Source organism: Lentzea sp., from assembly GCF_036380075.1.
Lineage (GTDB): Bacteria > Actinomycetota > Actinomycetes > Mycobacteriales > Pseudonocardiaceae > Lentzea.
In genome coordinates, this window is the sequence record NZ_DASVFL010000272.1 from 1 (window position 1) to 24206 (window position 24206).

A 24206-nucleotide genomic window follows, 5' to 3' on the forward strand; every position below is an offset into this window, starting at 1 on the left:
CGCCTGGTGTAGCTCATGGCGCTACGCAGGGCTACACTCGTCTGGTGAAGGTCATCAGCCAACGGGAGTTTCGCAACCACTCCGCCGCTGTCATGGACGCGGTGGAGGCGGGCGAGACCTACCACGTGACGCGAAATGGTGTGGAGGTCGCCGAACTCCGTCCCCTGCCTCGTCGCCGTCGAATGACGGCTGAGGAACTCGTCGAACGGCACAGGACCCTGCCCCAGGTCGATCACTCTCGGATGCGTCAGGAAGCTGATGAGTTCTTCGGTGACGAGGATCGTGTGGGCGACTTTGATCCGTGGGAGCGCAGTCGTGGCTGAACGTCCCGAGTCGGGGGTGCTCGACACGTGCGCCTACATCGATCTGGGCCTTCTGGATCCGGCTGGTCTGCCGCAGGTTCCCGAGCTCACCGCTGTCACGATGGCCGAGTTGCATCAAGGCGTGGTGATGGCGAAGGACGCTGCGTCCAGAGCTGCGCGCACGGAGAAGCTGGGTGCGGCGATCGTCGACTTCGAGCCGCTGCCCTTCGATGGTCAGGCAGCTGCCAGGTACGGCACATTGGTGGCGCTCACCATTGCGGCGAATCGAAACCCGAAGCCGCGGCGGATGGACTTGATGATCGCCGCCGTCGCGTCATCGCGTGGGCTGCCGCTGTACACCAGGAATGCCGAAGACCTCAAAGGTCTCGACGGCATGGTCACGATCATCGAGGTCTGATGGCGCCTGCCGGAGAACAGGCTCTCCGGCAGGCCAGGGGTCACCAGCCGCGCGAGCGCCACTCCGCGAGTGACGGGCGTTCCTTGCCCAGCGTCGAGTCGTCGCCGTGGCCCGGGTAGAACCAGGTGTCGTCGGGCAGGACGGCGAACAGGCGGTCCTCCACGTCGTTGATCAGCGAGGCGAAGTTGTCCGGGGACGTGGTCTTGCCCACTCCGCCGGGGAACAGCGAGTCGCCGGTGAACAGGTGCGGGTGGCCCGTGGGGTCGTCGTAGACGACGGCGATCGAGCCCGGCGTGTGGCCGCGCAGGTGGATGATCGACAGCGCTACGTCGCCCACCTCCAGCGTGTCGCCGTGGTCCACCTGGACGTCCGGTGGCACGGGGAGGACCGCCGCGTCCAGTTCGTGGGCGGCGGTGGTCGCGCCGGTCGCGGCTGCCAGGGCTTCGAGGGCCTGCCAGTGGTCCCCGTGCTGGTGGGTGGTGACGATCGTGCGCAGGCGCGGGGTGTCCGGGTGGTGGTCGAGCAGGTCGGACAGGCGCTCGTGGTCGTTGGCCGCGTCGATGAGCAACGCCTCGTTCGTGGACCGGCACACGAGCAGGTAGGCGTTGTTGTCCATCGGTCCGACGGAGATCTTCGTGATGGTCAGCGCGTCCAGGGTGCGGCGTGCCGCCGGGCCCTCCGGATCGACGTGACCGGTGTAGTTCTCGAGTACGTCCACGGTGGCAGACGGTAGTCGCTCTCTGCGGCGAGACGCACACCTTCAGGTTGCATACAGGTCTCACTCATAGGGTAAGTAAGGATCAAGCTTTGGTCCGCGAGTACGCCGAAAGCACCAACGACGAGGGTCCCCGCCTATCGTGATTCCAGCGCAACGAGAGAAACCCCGTACGGCCCGCAGGGTCAGCTGGGACGTCCTGCGCGTCGTCGCCATCGGGTGCGTGTTGCTCCACCACGCCACGCTCACGAGCGTCAGCAGCCATCCCGACCTCGGGCCGCTGCCGTTCACCTTCCCGATGTCGATGGGCGCGAGCACGCTGATGGTCGTCTCGGCTTTCTTCGCGTGCGCCTCGCTGAACAGCGGCGCGCCGGGCCGGTTCCTGTGGAGACGGCTCGCCCGTCTGCTGCCCGCCTACCTGGCGGCGGTCCTGCTCACCTACGCGGTGCAGCGGTGGATCGCGCCGGAGGGGTGGAGCCAGCTCGACGCCAGGGACGTCGTCTACAACCTGCTGCTGGTCAACCAGTGGTTCCCGGACGTCAACATCGTCGACTTCGCCTACTGGACCGTGCCCGTGCAGATCGCGGCCTTCGTCGCCGGCGCCGTGCTGGTGAAGTTCCTCAGGGGCACGCGGCTGCGCGTCTTTCTGTGGGCCCTCATCGTCACGCCGCTGCTGCTCCGGCCGCTGCTGGACCACTCGCACCCGCTCTTCGTTGTCTACAACGGGTTCGCGCTGCACAGGGCGCAGCTGTTCGCCGCCGGCATCGCGATCTGGCTGTGGCACAAGGACCGGCTGAAGACCCCGCACCTGGCCGCGCTCCTCCTCGCGACCTTGGTCGCGCAGGCGATTCACACGACCGAGTACGGGTCCACGGTCGGGTTCGCCTTGTTGCTACTCATGGTGTGCGCGGCGGCCGCTGGACCCGACTGGGTGTTCTTCCAGCCGATCGCCCGGCCGGTCACGTGGCTCGCGAGCATCTCGTACGGCGTCTACCTCGTGCACCAGCAGATCGGCACGGTGGTGATGGACCGCATGCACGCCGCCGGGCTGCAGTCGTGGTGGTTGCTCGCCGGCTTCCTCACCTCGGCCCTGGTGCTCGGCTGGGCGCTGACGAAGTTCGTCGAACGCCCCGCCTACCGGTTGCTGACTCAGACCCAGTCGGGCAGTTCCGGCAGCTCACCGCGCAGGCCGGTGCCGTCGGCCCTGCCGGTCAGCCAGCCCAGGACGGCGCTCGCGGACCCGCTCACCGAGCTGCGGCTCGCCGGACCGTTGACGGTCCAGCTGCGCTGAGCGCCGTCGGGCAGGGTCACCTCGATGCCGAACGGGTCGACCCTGCCCTCGAACTGCGCCACGGCGTCGTCGAGGAACTCCTGGACGAAGTCGGAGGGCAGGTCGTCGAACCCGACGCCCGCGTCCAGGTCGATGAGGTGGATCCAGATCTCGCGCAGCCGGAACCACGGCACGGAGGACGCGGTGATCGTCTGGCCCTTGGGCGCGGTGACCTCCGCCTGCCACGCGTGCGCCGGCAGGTCGCGGCACGCGGCCTCGAACCGCTGGCAGGCCGAGTCCAGGTCGGCCTTGATGACCTGCAGCAGCCGGTGGGAACCCTCCTCGATGTCGGCGTCGCGGTCCGTCCGCGACGCGTAGGCCTGGTGCTCGACCCCGGTCCGCGCCCAGGTGAGCAGGTTCACCAGCGCGTCGGCGTTGCGAGCGAGGTGGGTGACTACGTGTCCGCGAGACCATCCCGGGAGCAGGCTGTCGCCGCGCGCGGCGGCCTCGTCCAGCTCCTCGACGGCCTCGTACAGCACGTCGGTCGCCTGCCGCACGGCGTTGATGTGCCGGTCGGGCACACCTCGCGGGGCGGGAACGGACGTGTGCTGCGTGGACGGCGTGTAGGTCATGTGCTGCCTCTCCCCGACGTTGAGGCTCTGATCGAAGTGACCAGCCTAGTGAGTAAAGCCAGCTCAGGGGAATGCGGAAGCCGCCCGATCCGTTTTTGTCGGGGGTGGCACCTAGCATGGTCGGCGGGTCGGTCGATGCCACCGAGCAGATGCCAGTAAGCTTCGAACGCTTGTTCGGAAGAGTGTGGCGTGAGTGACCCGCCAATCGCAGCCGAAGGGACCCCAGTGGCAGACCGTCTTGTTGTTCGCGGCGCCCGCGAGCACAACCTGCGCGGCGTGGATATCGACCTGCCGCGGGACAGCCTGATCGTCTTCACGGGGCTGTCCGGCTCCGGCAAGTCGAGCCTGGCTTTCGACACGATCTTCGCCGAGGGCCAGCGCCGGTACGTCGAGTCGCTCTCGGCGTACGCGCGCCAGTTCCTCGGGCAGATGGACAAGCCCGACGTCGACTTCATCGAGGGCCTCTCGCCCGCGGTGTCGATCGACCAGAAGTCCACGAGCCGCAACCCGCGCTCGACCGTGGGCACGATCACCGAGGTCTACGACTACCTGCGCCTGCTCTACGCCCGCGCCGGCAAGCCGCACTGCCCGCAGTGCGGCGAGGCGATCGGCAAGCAGACGCCGCAGGAGATCGTCGACCAGGTGCTCGCGATGGAGCAGGGCACCAAGTTCCAGGTGCTCGCGCCGGTCATCCGCGGCCGCAAGGGCGAGTACCTCGACCTGTTCCAGAACCTGCAGGGCCAGGGCTACTCGCGCGTGAAGGTCGACGGTGTCGTCCACGCGCTGGCCGAGGTGCCCAAGCTCAAGAAGCAGGAGAAGCACCACATCGCGGTCGTCATCGACCGCCTCAGCGTCAAGGCCGCGCAGAAGCAGCGCCTGACGGACTCGGTCGAGACGGCTCTGCGGCTCGCGGACGGCCTGGTCGAGCTGGAGTTCGTCGACCTGCCGGAGACCGACCCGAAGCGGGTCAGGGGCTTCTCCGAGAACCTGGCGTGCCCCAACGGCCACCCGCTCGCGATCGAGGACCTGGAGCCGCGGTCGTTCTCCTTCAACTCGCCGTACGGCGCGTGCGTGGTCTGCACGGGCATCGGCGTGCGCAAGGAGGTCGACCCGGAGCTCGTGGTGCCGGACGACGAGCTGAGCCTCGGCGACGGCGCCATCGCCCCGTGGGCCGGCGGGCAGACCGCCGAGTACTTCACGCGGTTGCTCCAGTCGCTCGGCGAGACCATCGGCTTCCGGATGGACACGCAGTGGCGGCTGCTGCCGGCCAAGGTGCAGAAGGCGGTCCTGCACGGCATCGACGAGCAGGTGCACGTCCGCTACAAGAACCGCTACGGCCGCGAGCGCTCCTACTACGCCAACTACGAGGGCGTCATCCCGTTCCTCGAACGGCGCCAGGAGCAGACCGAGTCCGAGTACATGCGGGAGAAGTACGAGGGCTACATGCGCGAGGTCCCGTGCCCCGCGTGCTCGGGCACCCGCCTGAAGCCCGAGATCCTCGCCGTCACGCTGCACCACGGCCGCAAGGGCGACCGCTCCATCGCCGAGGTCTGCGCGATGAGCGTGTCGGAGTGCTCCGACTTCCTCGACGGGCTCAAGCTCGGCAAGCGCGAGTCGATGATCGCGGGCGCGGTGCTCAAGGAGATCCAGGCCCGCCTGCACTTCCTGCTCGACGTCGGCCTCGACTACCTGTCGCTCGACCGCGCGTCCGGCACGCTGTCCGGCGGCGAGGCGCAGCGCATCCGGCTCGCCACGCAGATCGGCTCCGGCCTGGTGGGCGTGCTGTACGTGCTGGACGAGCCGTCGATCGGCCTGCACCAGCGCGACAACCACCGCCTGATCGAGACGCTGACGAGGCTGCGCGACCTCGGCAACACGCTGATCGTCGTCGAGCACGACGAGGACACGATCCGCACGTCCGACTGGGTCGTCGACATCGGCCCCGGCGCCGGCGAGCACGGCGGCAAGGTCGTGCACAGCGGCCCGTACAAGAAGCTGCTGACGAACAAGGAGTCGATCACCGGCGCCTACCTGTCGGGGCGCAAGTCGATCCCGATGCCCGCGAAGCGCCGCAAGATCGACAAGAAGCGCCAGCTGACGGTCGTCGGCGCCCGCGAGCACAACCTGCGCGGCATCGACGTGTCGTTCCCGCTCGGCACGCTCACCTCCGTCACGGGCGTGTCCGGCTCGGGCAAGTCGACGCTGGTCAACGACATCCTGGCCACGGTGCTCGCGAACAAGCTCAACGGCGCGCGCCAGGTGCCCGGCCGCCACACGCGGATCAACGGTCTGGGCGAGGTCGACAAGCTCGTGCGCGTCGACCAGTCGCCGATCGGCCGCACCCCGCGGTCGAACCCGGCCACCTACACCGGCGTGTTCGACCACGTCCGCAAGCTGTTCGCGGCGACCACCGAGGCGAAGGTCCGCGGCTACCAGCCGGGCCGCTTCTCGTTCAACGTCAAGGGCGGCCGCTGCGAGGCGTGCGCGGGCGACGGCACGATCAAGATCGAGATGAACTTCCTCCCGGACGTCTACGTCCCCTGCGAGGTCTGCAAGGGCGCGCGGTACAACCGCGAGACGCTGGAAGTGCACTACAAGGGCAAGACGATCTCCGAGATCCTCGACATGCCGATCGAGGAGGCCGCGACCTTCTTCGAGCCGATCAACGCCATCTACCGGCACCTGAAGACGCTGGTCGAGGTCGGTCTCGGGTACGTGCGGCTGGGCCAGCCGGCGCCGACGCTGTCCGGTGGTGAGGCGCAGCGCGTGAAGCTCGCGTCCGAGCTGCAGAAGCGGTCGACGGGCAAGACGGTCTACATCCTCGACGAGCCCACGACGGGCCTGCACTTCGAGGACATCCGCAAGCTGCTGGGCGTGATCAACGGCCTGGTGGACAAGGGGAACACAGTCATCGTCATCGAGCACAACCTCGACGTCATCAAGACGTCCGACTGGGTCGTCGACATGGGTCCCGAAGGGGGCTCCGGCGGAGGTATGGTCGTAGCAGAGGGCACACCCGAGCAGGTCTCCGAGGTCGAGAAGAGCTACACGGGGCAGTTCTTGCTGCAGGTGCTCGAGAACGAGGAGGTGTCGGCAGCAGGGTGATGATCCCACTCGACGCGCTGGCCCACCGCGAGCGCGCTCTTCAGGCGTCGCGCGGAGAGCCCACGGCGTACCCCTTCAGCCTCGTAGAGGCGTTCGACTCGTCGGAGCAGTCACTCCGGCGCGTCGCGGCTGTCGGTTGGTTGCGGGCCCTGGAACGGTTTCCTCAGCTCATCGGCAAGTGAACACGGACGGCCTAGTGGGGCGCTAGAGTCCCACTAGAGCCGTAGTACACGCGGTGGGGAATGTTCGGCCACCTGTGAATTCTGTCGGGTAGCTGTCACTCGGACGAGGTATCCGGGATGATGGTGGCCGTGTCGCTGAACCGCTATCGCTTCCGCAGCGTGTGGCACGTCGACGCGCCTCCTGTCGATGTGTACGAGGTGCTCTCCGACATCGCGAACTACCCGAGGTGGTGGCACGAGGTCCGGTCGGCCAGGAAGATCGACGACGAGACGGGCGAGATCCGCTGCCGCTCGTTCCTGCCGTTCGACCTGGTCGTGCAGGTGCGCCACAGCATCAGGAACCAGCAGGCCGGCCTGCTGCGCGCGACGCTGTCCGGCGACCTCGAGGGCTTCGCGAGCTGGGAGATCATCGGCAGGGACGGCGGCACCGACCTGATGTTCGACCAGGAGGTCGTGGTCAACAAGGCGCTGCTGCGGCGCCTGGTGCTCATCGCGAAGCCGTTCTTCCGCGGCAACCACGACATGATGATGCGCGGCGGGTTCAAGGGCCTCAAGCAGGTGCTGGAGGAGAAGGCGGCCAGCCGCGACTCCTGAGCCGGCCGGCTGTGCTGAGTCAGGCGCGGCCGGACAGGTGCCGCACCAGCAGAGCGAGCTGGTCCGCGTACTTCGCGGCGAACTCCGGCGTCGCCGGGTCCTCACCGGTGATCTGACCCGCCGTCTGCCGCAGGGTCAACGGCGCCGCGGCCGCCGCCATCAGCGCCAGCAGCAGCAAGCCGGGGTCGAGGTCGGACGGGATCTCGCCCGCCCGCTGCCGGTCGCGCAGCTGGTCGACCTGGTTGCGCAGGAACGCCTCGTCGACGGGCGGGCTGTCGCCGGCCAGGTTCGCCCACGCCCACAGGCGGCCCTGGTCGGTGAGCGTGGTCTGCACGAAACCCGCCAGCACCTGGTCGAGCGGCTGCTCCGTGCTCGCCATCTCGGCGGCGGAGGTGTGCCAGCTCGTCGCGATCTCCTTGTACAGGCCCTCTTTGCCGCCGAAGTAGTACGAGATCAGCTGCTTGTTCACGCCCGCGCGCGCCGCGATGTCCGTCGTGCGCGTGGCCGCGTAGCCCTTCGCGCCGAACTCCGCCGCGGCCGCCTCGATCAGCAGGGCCCGCGTGCGCTCCGGGTCGCGCTTGCGTTCGGAGGCGCTGGGCGAACGGCGTTGATCCACCGCCACACGGTAGCCGACGGGTCGTTTATCAACCAATGAGTTGACTTAATCAACCGTGCGGTTGAAACTTGGCGGCATGAGAATCGCTGTGGTGGGTGGGGGAATCGGTGGGCTGTGCCTGGCGCACGGGTTGCGCGGGGCCGGCGTGGACGTGGCGGTGTACGAGCGCGACCTGTCGCGCACGGACCGCCTGCAGGGGTACCGGGTGCACATCAACCCGGACGGTGCCGCTGCTCTGAGGGAGTGCCTGCCGGAGGAGAACTGGCAGAGGTTCGAGCAGAGCGCGGGGACGGGCGGCAACGGGTTCGGGTTCCTGACCGAGCAGCTCACGCCGTTGCTGGTGCTGGATCCCGAGGCGGAGAGGCACTACTCGGCCAGCCGGATCACGCTCCGGCAGGTGCTGCTCGACGGACTGGACGTGCGGTTCGGCAAGCGGTTCGAGCGCTACGAGCAGGGCGACGCCATCACGCTGCACTTCGAGGACGGCACGACCGCCGAGTGCGACGTGCTCGTGGGCGCCGACGGCATCCGGTCGCGCGTGCGGGAGCAGTACCTGCCGCACGCGGGCACCGAGGAAGTCGGGGTCACCGCGGTGGCGGGCAAGCTCTTCCTGGACGACCACGACTGGATCCCGCGCGGTCTCGTCGACCGGGCCAACACGATCGTCCCGACGAGCAGGTGCGGCATGTTCCTGGCGAGCCACGACGGGCTCGGGCACACGGACGCCGACGGGGTGTTGTTCGACAACACGCGTCCGTACCTGATGTGGGCGTACGCGGCGAACGACCTCGATGTGAGCGAGGGGCTGCAACAGTCCGTGTTGCGGCGGATCAAGCAATGGAGCCCGGACCTGCAGAGGATCGTGAGGTCAACGCATCCGGACACGGTCAGCCAGTGGCGCATCAGGTCGTCGAAGCCCATCGAACGGTGGGAGAGCACGAACGTCACGCTGCTCGGCGATGCCATCCACGCTATGACGCCGATGCGCGGTATCGGCGCCAACGTCGCGCTGCGCGACGCGCAACTGCTCGCGCGCAAGCTGACCGAGAGCGGAGTCGACGGCATCAGCGACTACGAGGCGGAGATGTACGACTACGGCTTCGCCGCCGTGCGCGACTCACTGCGTGCTGCCAGGCAGTTCGCGGAGGGAAGCCCGTTCTCGCGGACGCTGTTCCGGACCGTGCTCAGGACCGCGTCGGCGGTGCCCGCGCTGAAGCGCGCGATGTTCTAGAGATTTCTTTGAACCGTTCTGGCCCGCCCTGCGTGTGGTGTGCATCGGAGGGCACGAGCCAGGAGGTCGGGGATGATCCGCAACAGCGTCGCGGTCGTCGCACTGGGGTTGATCTCGCTGACCGCCTGCGCCGGCACGCAGGAGAGCAAGCCGGTCGCGCAGCAGCGGGACAGCGTGGTGGCGCTCAAGATCGCGGAGATCGAGGACCTGGGGCCGGTCGTCACCGACGCGAAGGGCTTCACGCTCTACCGGTTCGACGGCGACCGGCCGAACCAGTCCACTTGCGACGGTGAGTGCGCCGCGACCTGGCCGCCCGCCACCGTCTCCGACGAGAACTTCTCGGTCGACGGCGTGGACGGGATCGGCAGCATCGTCCGCGGGGACGGCAGCCGCCAGCTCACGGTCGACGGCATGCCGCAGTACCGGTTCGCCAAGGACACCAAGCCCGGTGAGACCAAGGGACAGGGCTTGCAGGGCAAGTGGTTCGCCACCGGCAAGAGCGGCGAACGCACGCAGCTGGCCGCACGCACCGGCGTGATCTCCGGCCTAGGCGCGGTGCTGACCAACAACGCGGGCCTGACGCTCTACCGGTTCGACGGCGACACCGCACAGCCGTCGGTGTCCAATTGCGACGGTGGGTGTGCCGAGAGCTGGCCGCCCGTCTACGTCGAGGGCGACCAGCCGCGTGTGAAGGGCGTCGATCCGAAGCTGCTCGGCACCGTCCTCCGCGAGGACGGCAGGAAGCAGCTCACGGTCGCCAACTGGCCGCAGTACACGTTCAAGAACGACGGCAAGCCCGGTGAGGCCAAGGGCGTCGCGGTGGCCAAGTGGTTCGCCACGGCCACCGACGGCAGGAAGGCCCAGCAGAACAAGGCGATCGCGCTCACCAGCGCGACCGTCGCGAACCTCGGCGTCATCGCGACCGACGCCGACGGCATGACGCTCTACCGGTTCGACGACGACTCCGCGGACCCGCCCACCAGCAACTGCCAGGGGCAGTGCGCGGAGCAATGGCCGCCCGCCTTCGTCGACGAGGGCTTCCAGGTGCAGGGCCTGGACTCCGCTCTCGTCGGGACGATCGAGCGGGACGGGAGGAAACAGCTCACCATCGCGGGGTGGCCGCAGTACCTGTTCGCAGGGGACAGGCTCTGCGGAGAGGCCAACGGACAGGGCGTTGGCGGCAGGTGGTGGGCCACGAAGGCCGACGGAACTCGCGCCGGCCGGTAACAGGGGAGAGGGACGGCCCCGGCGGGAGAACCTCCCGCCGGGGCCTGACCCGTCTCACCGCAGGCGCAGCAGAACCGCCTGCTCCGGTTCCAGCACCGGCAGCTGGATCCCGACGTCCGACAGCACGGAACCGGGCAGCTCCACCGTGTCCCACCGCCCGGGACCCCGCTGGGTCAGCCCGGGACGACCGGCGGGGGCGTCGAACGACACCCGGTACGTCCGCTCCGGGTCGAGCCCCGGCAGCCGGACGCGGCGCGGCTTGTTCTGCGTCGACGTCGTGAGCTGCACGTAGGCGAAGAACGCCGTGGACCGGTCGGCGGCCACGACTCCGTGCACCCACGCCGCGGGGTCCGGGTGGTCGGAGTGCACGACGACACCGGTGTGCACCAGTTCGCGCACGTCCTTGTAGTACTCGATCGAGGCCTGCAGACCGGCGCGTTCCTCATCGGTGGCCGAGTTGATGTCCCACTCGATGCCGAAGTGCCCGAACAACGCCGTGGCCACGCGGAACGACAGCTCGTGCACGCGTCCGGTCGTGTGCGACTTCGTCGGGCCGACGTGCGCGCCCATCAGCTCCGGCGGCAGGAACACGCCGGTCCACCGCTGGATCAGCTGGCGTTCCAGGGCGTCGTTGCAGTCCGACGTCCACACGCGGTCGGTGCGGTCGAGCACGCCGAGGTCGATCCGGCCGCCGCCGGACGAGCAGCTCTCGATCTCCACGTGCGGGTGCCGCGAACGCAGCTCGTCGAGGAGCCGGTAGTACGCGGCGGTCTGCTCGTGCACGCGCGAGCCGATCAGGTCGCGGTTGTGGTCCCACTTCACGAACGCGATGTCGTTGTCCGCCAGCACCGACGACACGCGGTCGAGGATGTACGCGTACGCCTCGGGGTGCGCGATGTTCAGCACCTGCTGGTTGCGCGACGACGGCGGCAGCACGCCGGGGCGCGGCCCGAGCACCCAGTCGGGGTGGGCGCGGTAGAGGTCGGAGTCGGTGTTGACCATCTCCGGTTCGAACCAGAGGCCGAACTCCATGCCCAGCGAGCGGACGTGCTTGATCAACGGGGTGAGCCCGTCCGGCCACACGGTCTCGTCGACGTACCAGTCACCGAGCCCGGCGGTGTCGTCGCGGCGGTGGCGGAACCAGCCGTCGTCCAGCACGAACCGCTCGACGCCGATGGCGGCGGCGGTGTCGGCCAGCGACGTCAGCCGCGCCAGGTCGTGGTCGAAGTACACGGCCTCCCACGTGTTCAGCACGACCGGGCGCGGGCGCAGCGACCGCTCCCGCAGCTGCCGGTGGAACGCCGCGCTGATGCCGTCGATGCCCTCGCCCGAGTAGGCCGCGTAGAGCCACGGCGACTCGTACTCCTCACCCGCCGCGAGGACGATCTCACCCGGCAGCAACAACTCGCCGCCGCCCAGCACGGGCAGGCCGTCGACCTGGTTCTCCGCGTACGTCACGTGGTTGCCGCTCCACGCCACGTGGACCGCCCACACCTCGCCGTCGCGGAACGAGAACCCCGGCGTGCCGGCCAGCAACCCGATCGTCGCGTCGTGCCCGGTGCGGCCACGCCTGCTCTCGCGGACCCACGAGCCGTACTGCAACGCCTGCCGCTGCGGCGCGCGCTCCCGGCTCCACCGGCCGGTGAAGTCGAGGAGCTCGGTGGCGTGCGAGGGGACGGGGAGCGCGGTTTCCAGACCCTCCAGCGAGTACGGCGTCGTGCCGTCGTTGCGGACGGCGTGCCGCAGGCGGAGCATGCCGGACGGCAGCAGCTCGACGGTGCCCGTCACCGTCAGCTCCGCGGCCTCGTCCGACGCGACGTAGCGGAAGACGCCGCCGTCGGCGGACTGCGACGTGACGGTCAGCGCGGGGGCGAAGTGCTCGCCGCCGCGGTGCCCGCGCAGACCGGGACGACCGGCGTACCCGGCGCCGGCGTCGGGCAGCAGCGCGAGGGGGACCGGGAGGTCCGGCGCGTTGTTCGGGTTGGTCCACGAGACGACGTCGACCAGGCCGCGGAGTGCGGCCTGGTCGAGGTCGCCGAGCGTTCGCCCCCAGTGCGCCACGACCGGGAGGTCCGTGCCCTGGAAGGTGATGACGACGCTGGAGGTGTCGTCGTGCAGGTGCACGACCTCCGGGTTGTTCATGCGGGCCCCGTTCACATCAAACACAAATGAACAATGGGCCGATCCTCAGGGCACGTAACGACGATGTCAAGCGTTCGAAAATGTTGATTTCTGTCTGATCAGACGACCAAGCTGATCAGTGCGGCGACCACGAAACCGACCACCGAGAGGATGGTCTCGAGGACGGTCCACGACTGGAGCGTCTCCTTCACCGACAGGCCGAAGTACCGGGACACGATCCAGAACCCGCCGTCGTTGACGTGCGAGGCGATGATCGAGCCCGACGCGATGGCCATGACGACCAGCGCGAGCTGCGGCTGCGAGTAGTTCAGGTCCGCCACCACCGGGGCGACGATGCCCGCGGTCGTCACGATCGCGACCGTCGCCGAGCCCTGGGCGATGCGGATGACGCAGCTGATCACGTACGCCAGCGCGATCACCGGCAGGCCGATGCCCGACAGTTCGTTCGCCAGCGTCTTGCCGATGCCCGTCGCGGCCAGCACGGCGCCGAAGAAGCCACCGGCACCGACCACGAGCAGGATCATCGCGACCGGCTTCAGGGACGCGGCCGACAGCTCCGCGACCTTCTCCCTGCTCATGCCCCGCCGGAAGCCCAGCAGCCAGAACGCGAGCAGCACCGAGATCGTCAGCGCGACCGCGGGCGTGCCGAAGAACGTCGCCACCGAGTACAGCTTCGAGCCCTTGGTGAGCAGGATCGAGCCGAACGTGCCGGCGAGGATCAGCACCAGCGGCAGGCCGATGATCGCGAGCACCAGGCCCAGCGACGGCGGTTCGCGGTCGTCGCCACTGCCGTTCTCCGCCCGCGCGGCCTCCGCCGCGGCCAGCATCTCCTCCGGTACCGGCACGGTGATGCGCTTGCCGATCCAGTAGGAGTACAGGACACCGCCGACGAACCACGCCGGGATCGCCACCGCCAGACCCATGATGATGATCCAGCCCAGCGACACCTTGAGCAGACCGGCCGCCGCCACCGGTCCCGGGTGGGGCGGCATGAACGCGTGCATGACCGAGAGACCGGCCAGCAACGGCATGGCGAACAGCACGATCGACTTGCCGCTGCGCTTGGCCGCCACGTAGACCAGCGGTGCCAGGACGAAGATGCCGATGTCGAAGAAGACCGGCACGCCGAAGATGAGGCCGGCGAGGCCGATCGCGACCGGCGCCCTCTTCTCGCCGAACGCGTTCATCAGCTTGTCCATCAGCACCTGCGCGCCGCCGGACGCCTCGAGGATCGCGCCCAGCAGCGTGCCGAGACCGATGATCGCGGCGATGTGGCCGAGGATGGAGCCGAAGCCCTTCTCCAGCAACGAGTCCGAGGCCTTCTGCGCGGACCCGACCAGTGTCTCCACCGGCACGCCCGCCAAGAGGGCGACGAGCAGCGCGACGACGATCAGCGCGATGAACGGCTCGACCTTGAACTTGATGATGAGCAGCAGCAGCACCGCGATGCTGACTACCGCGAGGGTGAGCAAGCCCCCTGTTGAGTGTTGCAACCAGTCGATCACGGGCGGCTCCTGAGTGAATGCCCTGGCACAGCGCCGGTGGCGGTTCCGTCGTCGATCACCCGCACCCCGTTGCAGAACACGTACGGGATGCCGGTGGCCTGCTGCCGAGGCTCGTCGAACGTCGCCGTGTCGGCGATCGTCGCGGCGTCGAACAGCACCAGGTCGGCCGCGCAGCCCTCGCGGACCAGACCCCGGTCGGTGAGTCGCAAGCGCTTGGCGGCACGGCCGGTGAGGTGCTCGACGCACTCCTCCAGGCTCAGCACGCCCAGCTCTCGGACATAGCGCGCGAAGTAGCGGGGGAACGTCCCCCACGCGCGCGGGTGCGGCCGGTCGCCCACGAGCAGGCCGTCGCTGCCGCCCGTGTGCGCCGGATGCTTCATGATCGCCTGCACGTTCTCCTCGTGGCCCACGTGCATGAGGCAGGACGTGCCCAGGCGTTCGTCGACCAGAGTGTCGAAGTAGAGGTCGGCGGGCGCGCGCCCGAGACGGGCGGCCGACTTCAGCACGCTCGCGCCGACCAGGTGCGCGTTGCGGTCGTCGCGGACACCGTTGATCTCGATGGAGTCCCAGTCGACCGGCACGCCGTGGCAGCCGTCCGAGCCGGTCTCCTCGATCTCCGCGCGGATGCGCTCGCGGGTGTCCACATCGGACAAGCGTCCCAGCGCCTTCTCCGGTCCGCCCTCCGTCGCCCACGACGGCAGCAGGGCGGAGAGGTAGGTCGCGCCCGGCAGGTATGGATAGGTGTCCAGCGAGATGTCGGCGCCCTGCGCGATCGCGTCGTCCAGCAGCCGCAGCAGCTCGGGCGCGCGGCCCTTGTTCACCGGGAAGTTCATCGTGGCGTGCGCCAGGTGCAGCGCGCAGCCGGAGCGCTTCGAGACGTCCACCATCTCGGCGTACGCCTCCAGCGCGCCGGCGCCGTAGCTGCGGTGGTGCGGGCTGTAGAACCCGCCGTGCCGCCCGACGACCTCGCAGAGCTGCACGAGCTCGGACGTCCCCGCGTACATGCCCGGCGTGTAGGTCAGGCCGGACGACATGCCCATCGCGCCCTCCGCAAGCGATTGCGCGAGAACGGCTTTCATCGTGTCCATCTCGGACTCGGTGGGCGGCCGGTCGTCCCAGCCGACGACGAGCATCCGCAACGTCCCCTGCGGCACGAGGTACGCGGCGTTGACCGCGATGCCCTGGTCGAGCCGGTCGAGGTACTCGCCGACCGAGCGCCAGTTCCAGTCGAAGCCCGGCGGGTCGTCGTTCCAGCCGGCGAGCTGGCCGCGCAACGTCGCGAGCACCTCGTCGTCCACCGGCGCGTACGACAGGCCGTCCTGGCCCAGCACCTCGGTCGTGACGCCCTGCGAGACCTTGGCCAGGTGGTCCGGTTCGGCGAGCACGCGCAGGTCGGAGTGCGAGTGCATGTCGATGAACCCCGGCGCGAGCACGAGCCCGTCCGCGTCGATCGCGCGGGTGGCGCTGAGCCCGTCCCCGATCGCCGCGATGACGCCGTCCTTGATCGACACGTCAGCCCGGTAGGCGGGTGCGCCGGTGCCGTCGGCGATCAGCGGTCCGCGCAGGACGACGTCGTCCATCGGTGCACTCCTGTCAGAAGTAGGTGCGGATCAGGTCGACCACGGTCGTGCCGCGCACGACCGGGATGAGCGGCCACTTGTCGAACACCGTGCACGGGTGGGACAGGCCCAGCCCGACCCAGTCGCCGACCCGGACCGTGGCCTCGGGACCGAGCCGGAGGAACGCGTGCTGGTCGTTGAGCGCGGTGATCTCCGCCTGCGCGAGCGGCGCGACCGCACCGTCGCGGCGGCGGAGCAGCTGCGGTTCCGGCAGGCCCTCGTCGAACGACGCGTCGCGCTTGCCGATCGTCAGCAGCGCCAGGTCGCGCTGCGGCCGCGAGGTCACCTGCGCCCAGGCCCGCAGCGCCGGCCGGAACGGCTCCACGCCCTCGATCCGCGAGAACGGCGAGATGCCGCGGTAGAAGCCGTCGTCGTGCGTGATGTACGCGCCGCTGCGCAGCACCGGCGTCACCGGCACCGGCCACGGCTGCGACAGCGTGGCCGCGACCTGGTCGAAGTACGCGCTGCCGCCGGCGGTGACGACCACCGAGTCGAGCTCGTCGAACGTGCCGGCGTCGGCCAGCCGCAGCACGAGCGTGCGCAGGTCGCCCAGGTAGCCGTCCACGACGGACTTCGCGGCGTCGGACGCGTCGTGCGCCAGCGCGCCCTCGTAGCCGCCGGCGCCGACCAGTCGCAGCACCGGGCTCTGGTCCACCGCCCGCGCGACGGCCAGCGCCGTCTCCAGGTCGCGGGCGCCGGTGCGGCCGCCGGGAGCGCCGAGCTCGACGAGCACGTCGACCTGCCGCGACGGCTGCAGCTCCTGCAGCGTCTCGGTCATCAGCGCGACCCCGGCCTCGGAGTCGGCCCAGCAGCTGAACTCGAAGCCGGGGTCGGCGTCCAGCTCGCCGACCAGCCAGCGCAGCGCGGCCGGGTCGAGCAGCTGGTTCGCCAGCAGGACGCGGGAGACGCCGAACGCGCGGTAGACGCGCAGCTGCGAGGCGTTGGCGGCCGTGATGCCCCACACGCCGTGCTCGACCTGCCGCTGGAAGAGCTGCGGCGCCATCGTCGTCTTGCCGTGCGGCGCGAGCTTGACGCGGTGGTTGTCGCACCACCGGGCCATCGTCGTCAGGTTGTGCGCCAGCGCGTCCTCGTCCAGCACGACCAGCGGTCCGACGAACTCGTCGGCGAAGAGGTCGAGGCGCCGGTCGGCGACCTCGCCGATCGTCGACCCGAAGGTGCTCGACGGCAGGCCCTTGAACCGCCAGTTCACCCGTTCGGAGCGGATGTCGGCGACGGCTGCGAGGTCCATCTCCATCAGTTGTTGCATATTTTGCAACTCCCATTGCGCGATGTGATGCTGGAGTGTGTAGCATTCGGGTGCGCCGCCGTCAACGAACACCCTGGAGCACGCATGCGGTTCGAACACGTCGGCGGGGTCGTGTGTCTCGGCGAGACCATGGTGATGATGGTTCCGGCCGACCCCGGTCCCGTGCATCTCGTGCGCACGTGGCACCGAGCCGTCGGCGGTGCCGAGTCCAACGTCGCCTGCCACCTCGCACGCCTCGGCGTGCGGTCCTCGTGGGTCAGCGCGGTGGGCGACGACTCGTTCGGGCTCGCGGTGCTCGACACCGTGGCGGGCTACGGCGTCGACGTGTCGGGGGTGCGGGTCGACCCGGTGCGCCCGACCGGCCTCTACGTCAAGGAGGCCTCCCCGGACGGCAGCCCCGTGCGCTACTACCGGCGCGGGTCGGCGGCCTCGGGCATGGACCTCGAGACGATCGACCGGCTGGGCCTCGGCGAGGTGGCGCTGGTGCACGTCAGCGGGATCACGCCCGCCCTGTCCGACACGTGCCTCGCGATGATGCAGGAGCTCCTGCGCCGGCCGCGGCACGGCTTCCGGATCTCGTTCGACCTCAACTGGCGGCCCGCGCTGTGGACGGACCGCGACCCGCGCGTGCTGCGCGAGCTCGCCGACCTGGCCGACGTCGTGCTGGCCGGGTCGGACGAGGCGGAGCTGGTGTGGGGCACCGGTGACCCGCGGCGGCTGCGCGCGCTGCTGCCCGGCCCGAAGTCGCTGGTGGTGAAGCAGGGCGCGGACGGCGCGACGCTGCTCGAGGACGGGGAGACGCACTTCGAGCCGGCGCTGGAGGTCGAGGTCGTGGAACCGGTCGGCGCGGGCGACGCGTTCGCGGCGGGGTTCCTCGCGGCCACGCTGGCGGGGCAGACCCCGTCGGTGCGGCTGCGCGCGGGCCACCTCCAGGCGGCCTCGGCTTTGCTCACCGCCGAGGACGTCGGAGATCCTTTGCCGGACGACGTGTCGGACCCGCTCCTGCACGCCGACCCGCGGACCTGGTCGTCCGCCCGCCTGGAGGTGTAGATGAGCCAGAGCCTCGACCGCGCGCTCACGCTCGTGAGCCAGCTCGCGACGGGACCGAAGACGCTGGACGAGCTGTCCGGCGTGATCGGCGTGCACAAGTCGACGACGCTCCGGCTGCTGCGCACCCTGGAGTCGCACCGCTTCGTGCAGCGCGACGGCGTGCACCACTACCGCCTCGGCACGGCGCTCTTCGACCTCGCCAACCGCGCCCTGGAGGAACGGGACGTCCGCCGCGCCGCCGAACCGGCGTTGCGCGAGCTGAACGCCCGCCTCGGCCACACCGTCCACCTCGCGTCCTACGAGGACGGTGAGGTGATCTACATCGACAAGTACGAGTCGCGGCACCAGATGCGCATGTACTCGCGCATCGGCCGCCGCGCGCCGTTGCACTGCACGGCCGTGGCGAAGATCCTGCTGGCCGACCTGCCCGCGCCCGCGCTGCAGAAGGTGCTGGCGGGCATGGAGTTCCCGCGCCTGACGGAGAACACCATCCAGAGCCCGGCCGCGTACCTCGCCGAGCTGGACCGCGTGCGCGCCGACGGGTACGCCGTCGACAACTCCGAGCACGAGGACTTCATCCACTGCATAGGAGCCCCGATCAGGGGTTCCCGCGGCGAGGTGCTCGCCGCCGTCTCGATGTCGGTGCCGAAGGTGCTGCTCGACTTCGACGGCCTGCTGTCGCACCTGCCAGACCTGCTCGCCACCGCCGAGGCCGCGTCCGTCGAATGCGGTTATGTGCCCAGGTAGTCGAACACTGTTGAGGGAGTTTCCGTTGTCCAAGGTTGAGATCAAGACCGCCGACGCGCCGCAGCCGGTGGCCCGTTTCTCGCAGGGTGTGCGCAAGGGCAACATCCTGCAGGTGGCCGGTCAGGTCGCGTTCGACCCGAAGTCCGGCGAGATCGTCGGCAGCACCGTCGCCGAGCAGACGCGCCAGACGTTCGCGAACCTCCACGCCGTGCTCGCCGCGGGCGGCGCGTCGATCGACGACGTCGTGATGATCCGCGTCTACCTCACCGACACCGCGCACTTCGCGGAGCTGAACGAGGTCTACGGCGAGTTCGTGACGGACCCGGCGCCCGCGCGCACGACCGTCTACGTCGGTCTGCCGGCCGGTCTGCTCGTGGAGATCGACGCGCTGGCCGTCGTCGACTGATCCGTTCGTCGCAACGGTGGTCCGGGGTGCTCTGCTGCGCGCCGGGCCGCCGTCGCCGTTGTGACACGATCCGCGCATGAAGTGGTACGCGGACAGACCGGGCAGGTTCACGCGTCAGCTGATCGCCGACCTCCTGGCCGTGGGATGGGTGGCCCTCTGGATCTGGGTGGCCACCACCGTCCACGACTGGGTCCTGGAGCTCAGGGCGCCGGGGGACGGCCTGGTCAACGCGGGCGGCAACATCCGCGAGGTCTTCACCAACGCGGCCAACAAGGCCAGGGGTCTCCCGCTCGTCGGCAACGACCTGGCGGGCGCGCTCGGCAACGGCACCAAGGCCGGCGAGACGCTGACCGACGCCGGCAACGCGCAGATCGGCGTCGTGCAGGACAGCGCGTTCTGGCTGGCCACCGCCCTGGTGGTCGTCCCGGTCCTGTTCCTGCTGATCACGTGGCTGCCGCTGCGGCTCCGGTACGCCCGCAAGGCCGGCACCACCGCGAAGCTGAGGAACAAGCCCGACCTGCTCGCGCTGAGGGCGCTCACCAGCCTCAGCCCGCGGCAGCTGGCCAAGTTCGACGGCGACCCCGCGGTGGCGTGGCGGACCGGCGACACCGACGTCATCGACGAGCTCGCCCGCAGGCAGCTCAAGGCGCTGGGGGTGCGCGCATGATCGCGGTGTCGGTCATCGCCGCCGTCGTGGCCCTCTGCGCCACGGCCGTCGCCCTGTGGCAGGCGCGGGAGGCCAAGAGCGCCCAGCAGGCCGCGGGCAAGGCGCAGGACGCCGCCGAGAAGGCGCAGGACGAGGCACGCGCCGCGCGCAAGGCCGTGGAACAGGCCACCTCCAGTGCGCTGCAGGCCAAGAACGCGGTGGAGGAAGCCCGCGGCGCCGCGGCGAAGGCCGAGGAGGCGGCCCGGGCGTCACGGGTGCTGGCGGACGAGGCCGCGCAGCAGGCCCAGCAGGCGACCGTGCAGATCAACGAGATGGCGGAAGTGCTCGCGGCGGAGCGGCAACGGCGCGGCATGCCCACGTTCGCCATCACGCCGGGGGCGCCGGACGAGTTCCGGCTCAGCTACTTCGGCGGGCCCGCCGTCATCGAGCAGCTCACGGTGTCGGTGGTGCCGGGCAGCAGGGTGCTCGGGCTGTCGCAGTACGACGAGCCGCCCAGGGAGCACCTGGACGTCGGGCCGCTCCACAACGGCTCCGCCGTCACCTTCAGGGCCGCGACCGGGCAACGGGCCAGCGCGGTGTTCCAGATCAGGGCGGAGCCGTGGGAGCCGGTCGTCGTCAGGGCGGACCAGTAGGACGAGGTCAGTAGACGGGGCCGGTGAACTTCTCGCCGGGACCCTGGCCCGGCTCGTCCGGCACGGCCGAGGCCTCGCGGAACGCCCGCTGGACCGACTGCAGGCCGTCCTTGAGCGGGGCGGCGTGCGGGCCGAGGTACTCGGAGGTCGCCGTGACCAGGCCGGCCAGGCCCGTGATCAGGCGGCGGGCCTCGTCCAGGTCGCGGCGCGGGGAGTTGTCGGGGTCCGGGTCGGCCAGGCCCAGGCGCTCCGCGGAGGCGGACAGCAGCATCACGGCGGCGCGGCTGATCACCTCGATGCTGGGGACATCGCCCAGGTCGCGGATGTCGTCTTCAAGCGGATCGGTCACCCGCCCATTCAAGCAAGGCGGCGTCACAGCCCCGCGATTCGGGGGTTGACAAGGTCGTCTGCTAGTATTTCGGACGCGACCAGCTCTCGTTAGTGCGAGAGCGGCAAGTGGAGCCCCGCTCCCACCCGCGATCACCGCTTCTGGAGGTGGCCGGGTCCGGTCCTCCTGGCAGTCAGGGCGCACGGGCGTCCGAGCAGGCAGGTGTGTGATCGGTCGGAAGCGGGCCCTGTCGTCGACATCGACGACGGGGCTCTTGTCTTTGGCGCACACGAGTCTCAAAGGACGTGAATGACAAGTCCCTCGAACCGCGGTGCACCCGTCAGCACCGAGCCGCGCATCAACGACCGCATTCGGGTGCCGGAAGTTCGTCTGGTCGGGCCGAATGGTGAGCAGGTCGGGATCGTTCGCATCGAGGACGCGCTCCGACTCGCGCAGGAAGCGGATCTCGATCTCGTAGAGGTCGCCGCCCAGGCTCGCCCGCCGGTCTGCAAGCTCATGGACTACGGCAAGTTCAAGTACGAGACCGCGCAGAAGGCGCGCGAGTCGCGTCGGAACCAGCAGCTGACGGTCATCAAGGAGCAGAAGCTCCGCCCGAAGATCGACCCGCACGACTACCAGACGAAGAAGGGCCACGTGGCCCGCTTCCTCTCGCACGGGAACAAGGTCAAGGTGACCATCATGTTCCGCGGTCGCGAGCAGTCGCGCCCCGAGCTCGGCTACAGGCTTCTGCAGAAGCTGGCGGAGGACGTCGCGGAGCTGGGCTTCGTGGAGTCGAACCCCAAGCAGGACGGCCGCAACATGATCATGGTGTTGGCGCCGCACAAGAACATCAAGCCGCGCGTGGTCAAGCACGACGACGACGACGCGACCGAGGCGGACGACACCGCTTCGGACGAGGCGTAGGACGCACGCCCGCCCCCGACCCGGTGGGTAGCACGAGACGAGGACGGAAATGCCGAAGAACAAGACGCACAGCGGGACCTCGAAGCGCTTCAAGGTCACCGGCAGCGGCAAGATCCTCCGGGAGAAGGCCGGCAAGCGCCACATCCTGGAGAAGAAGTCCAGCAAGGTGACGCGTCGCATGAGCGGCACCGCGGTCGTGTCGGACAACGACGCCCCGCGCATCAAGAAGCTGCTCGGTCTCTGACCCGCTTCGACACCCCCTAGCTAACTCGGGGGTTCGGGCCCCGACCCCGAACCCCCCATGAGATCGACAGGATGGACCCGTGGCACGCGTCAAGCGGGCTGTGAACGCCCAGAAGAAGCGCCGTACCACCCTCGAGCTCGCCAGCGGTTACCGCGGCCAGCGCTCGAGGCTGTACCGCAAGGCCAAGGAGCAGGTGCTCCACTCGCTCAACTACGCGTACCGCGACCGCCGTGCGCGCAAGGGCGACTTCCGCAAGCTGTGGATCCAGCGCATCAACGCCGCTGCCCGCGCGAACGGCATGACCTACAACCGCCTCATCCAGGGTCTGCGCCTGGGCGGCGTCGAGGTCGACCGCAAGATCCTCGCGGATCTCGCCGTCACCGACGCCACCGCCTTCGCGGCCCTCGTCGAGATCGCGCGCGGCGCGCTCCCGGCTGACGTGAACGCTCCGGCCGGGGACCAGGCCTGAGCCAGCACGCTCGAGCACACCGACCCGAGGCAGCTCCGTTCACCGAACGGACGCCTCGGGTCGTTGCTGCTCGCCACCTGACCCGCCGCCAGGGCCGCGACAAGGCCGGCCGCTTCCTCGTCGAGGGAGCCCAGGCCGTCCGTGAGGCACTCGCCTGGCGCCACGGCGAGGTGCACGAGCTCTTCGTCACGGCCGCTGCCGCGGACCGCAACGCCGACCTGCTCCAGACCGCCGAACAGCAGGGCGTCCGGATCAGCGAGGTGGACGACAAGGCGGCAGCCTCCCTGTCGGAAACCGTGACGCCGCAAGGCCTCATCGCGGTCTGCGACGTGGTACCGCAACCGCTGACCACCGCCCTGCACGGCACCCCACGTCTCGTAGCCGTGCTCTACGGCGTCTCCGACCCCGGCAACGCGGGCACGGTCACGCGAGTGGCGGACGCCGCCGGAGCCGACGCGGTGATCTTCGCCGGCGACACGGTCGACCCCCACAACGGCAAGTGCGTGCGCGCCTCCACGGGTTCGCTCTTCCACCTGCCGATAGCCCGCTCCCGCGACACCGACGAGGTCTTCGCAGCCTGCCGCCAAGCGGGCCTGAGGCTCGTCGCCGCGGACGGCCACGCCGAACACGACCTGGTCGAGGCCTCCGCCCAGGGCGACCTGGCCCACCCCACCGCCTGGGTCTTCGGCAGCGAGGCCCACGGCCTCCCCGACGACGTGGTGGCCAAGCTGGACACGTCGCTGAAGGTCCCGCTCTACGGAGCCGCGGAAAGCCTGAACCTCGCGACAGCGGCAGCGGTGTGCCTCTACGCCTCCGCGCGAGATCAGCGGAATTGAGCTGACGCCCACCGGGCGCACGATTATCGTGCGCCCGTGCGCGAACCCGAGATCACCCTCCTCTGCTCCCAGCTGGCCTCCTACTACGTCTTCCCGGACACCGCAGCCGAGATCGCGAAGGTCCTGCAGGCCAAGCTGGCCGAGGGCGCCTACTCCGACGCGACCGACGACCAGGAGTTCGCCAAGCAGGTCACCGAAGACCTCCAGAGCGTCAACGGCGACAAGCACCTCCGCCTCCTCCACAGCGAGGCCGAAGTACTCGAGTCCGACCAGGAGTCGGCCTGGGACCCGGTGGCGTACAAGAGGGAAGCCGAACAGGACGCCTTCGGCATCCGCAGGGTCGAACGCCTGGACGGCAACATCGGCCTGCTGGAACTGAGCCTCCTGCACGACGCGGAGATCGCCACGCCGGCCATCACAGCGGCCATGACCCTGCTGGCGCACACCGAGGCCCTGATCATCGACCTCCGCAACAACGGCGGCGGCGACCCCCACACAGTCGCACTGGTCTGCAGCTACCTCTTCGACGAGCAGGTGCACCTCAACGACATCTACAACCGCCCGGAGGACAAGACCTACCAGTTCCGGACCCTGCCGCACGTCCCAGGCCCGAAGTTCGGCGGCAAGAAGCCGGTCTACGTCCTCACCAGCAACCGCACCTTCTCCGGCGCGGAGGAACTGAGCTACAACCTCCAGCAAACCAAGCGAGCCACCCTGATCGGCGAAACGACGAAGGGCGGCGCCCACCCAGGAGACCGCTACCGAGTGGGCCCGCACCTGAAGTCGTCGATCCCGAACGGCAGGGCGATCAACCCGATCTCCGGCACGAACTGGGAAGGCGTGGGCGTAGTCCCACACATCGAGGTAGAAGCGACCAAGGCCTTCGAGGTGGCCTACGAGAAGGCGACAGGGGCCATCAAGGGCTGAGCGAAGCCGAAGGCGAGCCGAACGCGAAGGCGAAGCCGAGCAGTCTTGGCTTTTTCCATGCCTGGCAGGTGGGGTGGTCCCGTCACGAGCAGTGCTGACGCGTTTGCCGCGCGCAAGGAGGGGTGTCAAGCGGGCACGCTTTTCGCCCGCT

General features: G+C 69.5%; 24 protein-coding genes and 1 pseudogene. 17 read left to right on the forward strand and 8 right to left on the reverse strand.

The genetic code is table 11. The features are described from left to right. The first annotated feature begins 44 nt into the window (after positions 1–44). Both VF330_RS29475 and VF330_RS29480 read left to right on the forward strand, forming a co-directional pair. On the forward strand, positions 45–323 hold the full coding sequence (locus tag VF330_RS29475; RefSeq protein ID WP_258948160.1) for a type II toxin-antitoxin system Phd/YefM family antitoxin: 279 nt from the start codon (positions 45–47) through the stop codon (positions 321–323). Next, a complete protein-coding gene (locus VF330_RS29480) occupies positions 316–720 on the forward strand; it encodes a type II toxin-antitoxin system VapC family toxin (protein ID WP_330854956.1) in 405 nt (134 codons plus the stop codon). The genes VF330_RS29475 and VF330_RS29480 overlap by 8 nt, the downstream gene beginning before the upstream one ends. 40 nt (positions 721–760) lie before the next feature. On the opposite strand, the gene VF330_RS29485 is transcribed toward VF330_RS29480, so the two are convergent. Further along, positions 761–1438, reverse strand: a complete 678-nt coding sequence (locus VF330_RS29485; protein ID WP_330854957.1) for an MBL fold metallo-hydrolase — start codon at positions 1436–1438, stop codon at positions 761–763. Positions 1439–1577: 139 nt separating this feature from the next. Here VF330_RS29485 and VF330_RS29490 point away from each other — a divergent pair. After that, positions 1578–2537 (forward strand): annotated as a pseudogene (locus VF330_RS29490) (acyltransferase family protein); the annotation flags it as partial. 47 nt (positions 2538–2584) lie between these two features. On the opposite strand, the gene VF330_RS29495 reads toward VF330_RS29490, so the two are convergent. Then, complete coding sequence (locus VF330_RS29495) at positions 2585–3337, reverse strand: maleylpyruvate isomerase family mycothiol-dependent enzyme (RefSeq protein ID WP_330854958.1); 753 nt, start codon at positions 3335–3337, stop codon at positions 2585–2587. A gap of 225 nt (positions 3338–3562) precedes the next feature. On the opposite strand from VF330_RS29495, the gene uvrA reads away from it, so the two are divergent. Further along, the gene (gene uvrA / locus VF330_RS29500) at positions 3563–6442 is read left to right on the forward strand and encodes an excinuclease ABC subunit UvrA (protein ID WP_330854959.1); all 2880 of its coding nucleotides are present in this window, start codon (positions 3563–3565) and stop codon (positions 6440–6442) included. Positions 6443–6741: 299 nt separating this feature from the next. Then, a complete protein-coding gene (locus VF330_RS29505) occupies positions 6742–7218 on the forward strand; it encodes an SRPBCC family protein (RefSeq protein ID WP_330854960.1) in 477 nt (158 codons plus the stop codon). Positions 7219–7237: 19 nt separating this feature from the next. On the opposite strand, the gene VF330_RS29510 is transcribed toward VF330_RS29505, so the two are convergent. Further along, positions 7238–7834, reverse strand: coding sequence for a TetR/AcrR family transcriptional regulator (locus tag VF330_RS29510; RefSeq protein ID WP_330854961.1), 597 nt, complete (start codon positions 7832–7834; stop codon positions 7238–7240). 76 nt (positions 7835–7910) lie between these two features. Here VF330_RS29510 and VF330_RS29515 point away from each other — a divergent pair, with 76 nt between their 5' ends. Next, on the forward strand, positions 7911–9065 hold the full coding sequence (locus tag VF330_RS29515; RefSeq protein ID WP_330854962.1) for an NAD(P)/FAD-dependent oxidoreductase: 1155 nt from the start codon (positions 7911–7913) through the stop codon (positions 9063–9065). Positions 9066–9137: 72 nt separating this feature from the next. Continuing rightward, positions 9138–10292 carry a hypothetical protein gene (locus tag VF330_RS29520; protein ID WP_330854963.1) on the forward strand — a complete coding sequence of 385 codons (1155 nt, stop codon included), beginning with the start codon at positions 9138–9140 and terminating at the stop codon, positions 10290–10292. A gap of 54 nt (positions 10293–10346) precedes the next feature. Here VF330_RS29520 and VF330_RS29525 read toward each other — a convergent pair whose 3' ends face one another. The 4 genes from VF330_RS29525 to VF330_RS29540 all read right to left on the reverse strand — a co-directional run bounded on the left by VF330_RS29525 (position 10347) and on the right by VF330_RS29540 (position 16813). Further along, the gene (locus VF330_RS29525; RefSeq protein ID WP_330854964.1) at positions 10347–12434 is read right to left on the reverse strand and encodes an alpha-galactosidase; all 2088 of its coding nucleotides are present in this window, start codon (positions 12432–12434) and stop codon (positions 10347–10349) included. 98 nt (positions 12435–12532) lie between these two features. Next, complete coding sequence (locus VF330_RS29530; RefSeq protein WP_330854965.1) at positions 12533–13939, reverse strand: gluconate:H+ symporter; 1407 nt, start codon at positions 13937–13939, stop codon at positions 12533–12535. Continuing rightward, the gene (locus tag VF330_RS29535; protein ID WP_330854966.1) at positions 13936–15519 is read right to left on the reverse strand and encodes a D-aminoacylase; all 1584 of its coding nucleotides are present in this window, start codon (positions 15517–15519) and stop codon (positions 13936–13938) included. The genes VF330_RS29530 and VF330_RS29535 overlap by 4 nt, the downstream gene beginning before the upstream one ends. A gap of 13 nt (positions 15520–15532) precedes the next feature. Further along, positions 15533–16813, reverse strand: a complete 1281-nt coding sequence (locus VF330_RS29540) for an amino acid deaminase (protein WP_414675484.1) — start codon at positions 16811–16813, stop codon at positions 15533–15535. Positions 16814–16909: 96 nt separating this feature from the next. Between VF330_RS29540 and VF330_RS29545 the strand changes: the two genes are divergently transcribed. From VF330_RS29545 to VF330_RS29565, 5 genes are all read left to right on the forward strand, one after another. Continuing rightward, positions 16910–17875, forward strand: a complete 966-nt coding sequence (locus tag VF330_RS29545; RefSeq protein WP_330854968.1) for a sugar kinase — start codon at positions 16910–16912, stop codon at positions 17873–17875. After that, entirely contained in the window at positions 17876–18622 is a 747-nt protein-coding gene (locus VF330_RS29550; RefSeq protein ID WP_330854969.1) for an IclR family transcriptional regulator, read from the forward strand. A gap of 25 nt (positions 18623–18647) precedes the next feature. Beyond that, positions 18648–19028 carry a Rid family detoxifying hydrolase gene (locus VF330_RS29555; protein WP_330854970.1) on the forward strand — a complete coding sequence of 127 codons (381 nt, stop codon included), beginning with the start codon at positions 18648–18650 and terminating at the stop codon, positions 19026–19028. A 76-nt stretch (positions 19029–19104) separates the two neighbouring features. Continuing rightward, entirely contained in the window at positions 19105–19695 is a 591-nt protein-coding gene (locus VF330_RS29560) for a hypothetical protein (RefSeq protein WP_330854971.1), read from the forward strand. Next, a complete protein-coding gene (locus VF330_RS29565) occupies positions 19692–20327 on the forward strand; it encodes a hypothetical protein (RefSeq protein ID WP_330854972.1) in 636 nt (211 codons plus the stop codon). Before VF330_RS29560 ends, VF330_RS29565 begins: the two co-directional genes overlap by 4 nt. 7 nt (positions 20328–20334) lie before the next feature. On the opposite strand, the gene VF330_RS29570 is transcribed toward VF330_RS29565, so the two are convergent. Continuing rightward, positions 20335–20676, reverse strand: coding sequence for a DUF1844 domain-containing protein (locus tag VF330_RS29570; protein WP_090096082.1), 342 nt, complete (start codon positions 20674–20676; stop codon positions 20335–20337). A 288-nt stretch (positions 20677–20964) separates the two neighbouring features. On the opposite strand from VF330_RS29570, the gene infC reads away from it, so the two are divergent. The 5 genes from infC (at position 20965) to VF330_RS29595 (ending at position 24055) form a co-directional block, all read left to right on the forward strand. Continuing rightward, entirely contained in the window at positions 20965–21579 is a 615-nt protein-coding gene (gene infC, locus VF330_RS29575; protein ID WP_330854973.1) for a translation initiation factor IF-3, read from the forward strand. A gap of 49 nt (positions 21580–21628) precedes the next feature. Further along, positions 21629–21823 (forward strand): 50S ribosomal protein L35, encoded by a 195-nt coding sequence (gene rpmI / locus VF330_RS29580; protein WP_089950337.1) that lies wholly within the window; start codon positions 21629–21631, stop codon positions 21821–21823. 79 nt (positions 21824–21902) lie between these two features. Beyond that, positions 21903–22292 carry a 50S ribosomal protein L20 gene (rplT, locus tag VF330_RS29585; RefSeq protein WP_330854974.1) on the forward strand — a complete coding sequence of 130 codons (390 nt, stop codon included), beginning with the start codon at positions 21903–21905 and terminating at the stop codon, positions 22290–22292. After that, positions 22289–23128, forward strand: coding sequence for an RNA methyltransferase (locus VF330_RS29590; protein WP_330854976.1), 840 nt, complete (start codon positions 22289–22291; stop codon positions 23126–23128). The genes rplT and VF330_RS29590 overlap by 4 nt, the downstream gene beginning before the upstream one ends. Positions 23129–23164: 36 nt before the next feature. Next, entirely contained in the window at positions 23165–24055 is an 891-nt protein-coding gene (locus tag VF330_RS29595; protein ID WP_330854975.1) for a S41 family peptidase, read from the forward strand. Positions 24056–24206: the final 151 nt, after the last annotated feature.

What these genes read in the sequence shown, in the direction of transcription:
- VF330_RS29495 (WP_330854958.1), bottom strand. Translation starts at nt 3,337, where the DNA reads ATGACCTACACGCCGTCCACGCAGCACACGTCCGTTCCCGCCCCGCGA.
- VF330_RS29505 (WP_330854960.1), top strand. Translation starts at nt 6,742, where the DNA reads ATGATGGTGGCCGTGTCGCTGAACCGCTATCGCTTCCGCAGCGTGTGG.
- VF330_RS29515 (WP_330854962.1), top strand. Translation starts at nt 7,911, where the DNA reads ATGAGAATCGCTGTGGTGGGTGGGGGAATCGGTGGGCTGTGCCTGGCG.
- VF330_RS29520 (WP_330854963.1), top strand. Translation starts at nt 9,138, where the DNA reads ATGATCCGCAACAGCGTCGCGGTCGTCGCACTGGGGTTGATCTCGCTG.
- VF330_RS29525 (WP_330854964.1), bottom strand. Translation starts at nt 12,434, where the DNA reads ATGAACAACCCGGAGGTCGTGCACCTGCACGACGACACCTCCAGCGTC.
- VF330_RS29535 (WP_330854966.1), bottom strand. Translation starts at nt 15,519, where the DNA reads ATGGACGACGTCGTCCTGCGCGGACCGCTGATCGCCGACGGCACCGGC.
- VF330_RS29540 (WP_414675484.1), bottom strand. Translation starts at nt 16,813, where the DNA reads ATGGAGATGGACCTCGCAGCCGTCGCCGACATCCGCTCCGAACGGGTG.
- VF330_RS29545 (WP_330854968.1), top strand. Translation starts at nt 16,910, where the DNA reads ATGCGGTTCGAACACGTCGGCGGGGTCGTGTGTCTCGGCGAGACCATG.
- VF330_RS29550 (WP_330854969.1), top strand. Translation starts at nt 17,876, where the DNA reads ATGAGCCAGAGCCTCGACCGCGCGCTCACGCTCGTGAGCCAGCTCGCG.
- VF330_RS29560 (WP_330854971.1), top strand. Translation starts at nt 19,105, where the DNA reads ATGAAGTGGTACGCGGACAGACCGGGCAGGTTCACGCGTCAGCTGATC.
- VF330_RS29565 (WP_330854972.1), top strand. Translation starts at nt 19,692, where the DNA reads ATGATCGCGGTGTCGGTCATCGCCGCCGTCGTGGCCCTCTGCGCCACG.
- infC (WP_330854973.1), top strand. Translation starts at nt 20,965, where the DNA reads ATGACAAGTCCCTCGAACCGCGGTGCACCCGTCAGCACCGAGCCGCGC.
- rpmI (WP_089950337.1), top strand. Translation starts at nt 21,629, where the DNA reads ATGCCGAAGAACAAGACGCACAGCGGGACCTCGAAGCGCTTCAAGGTC.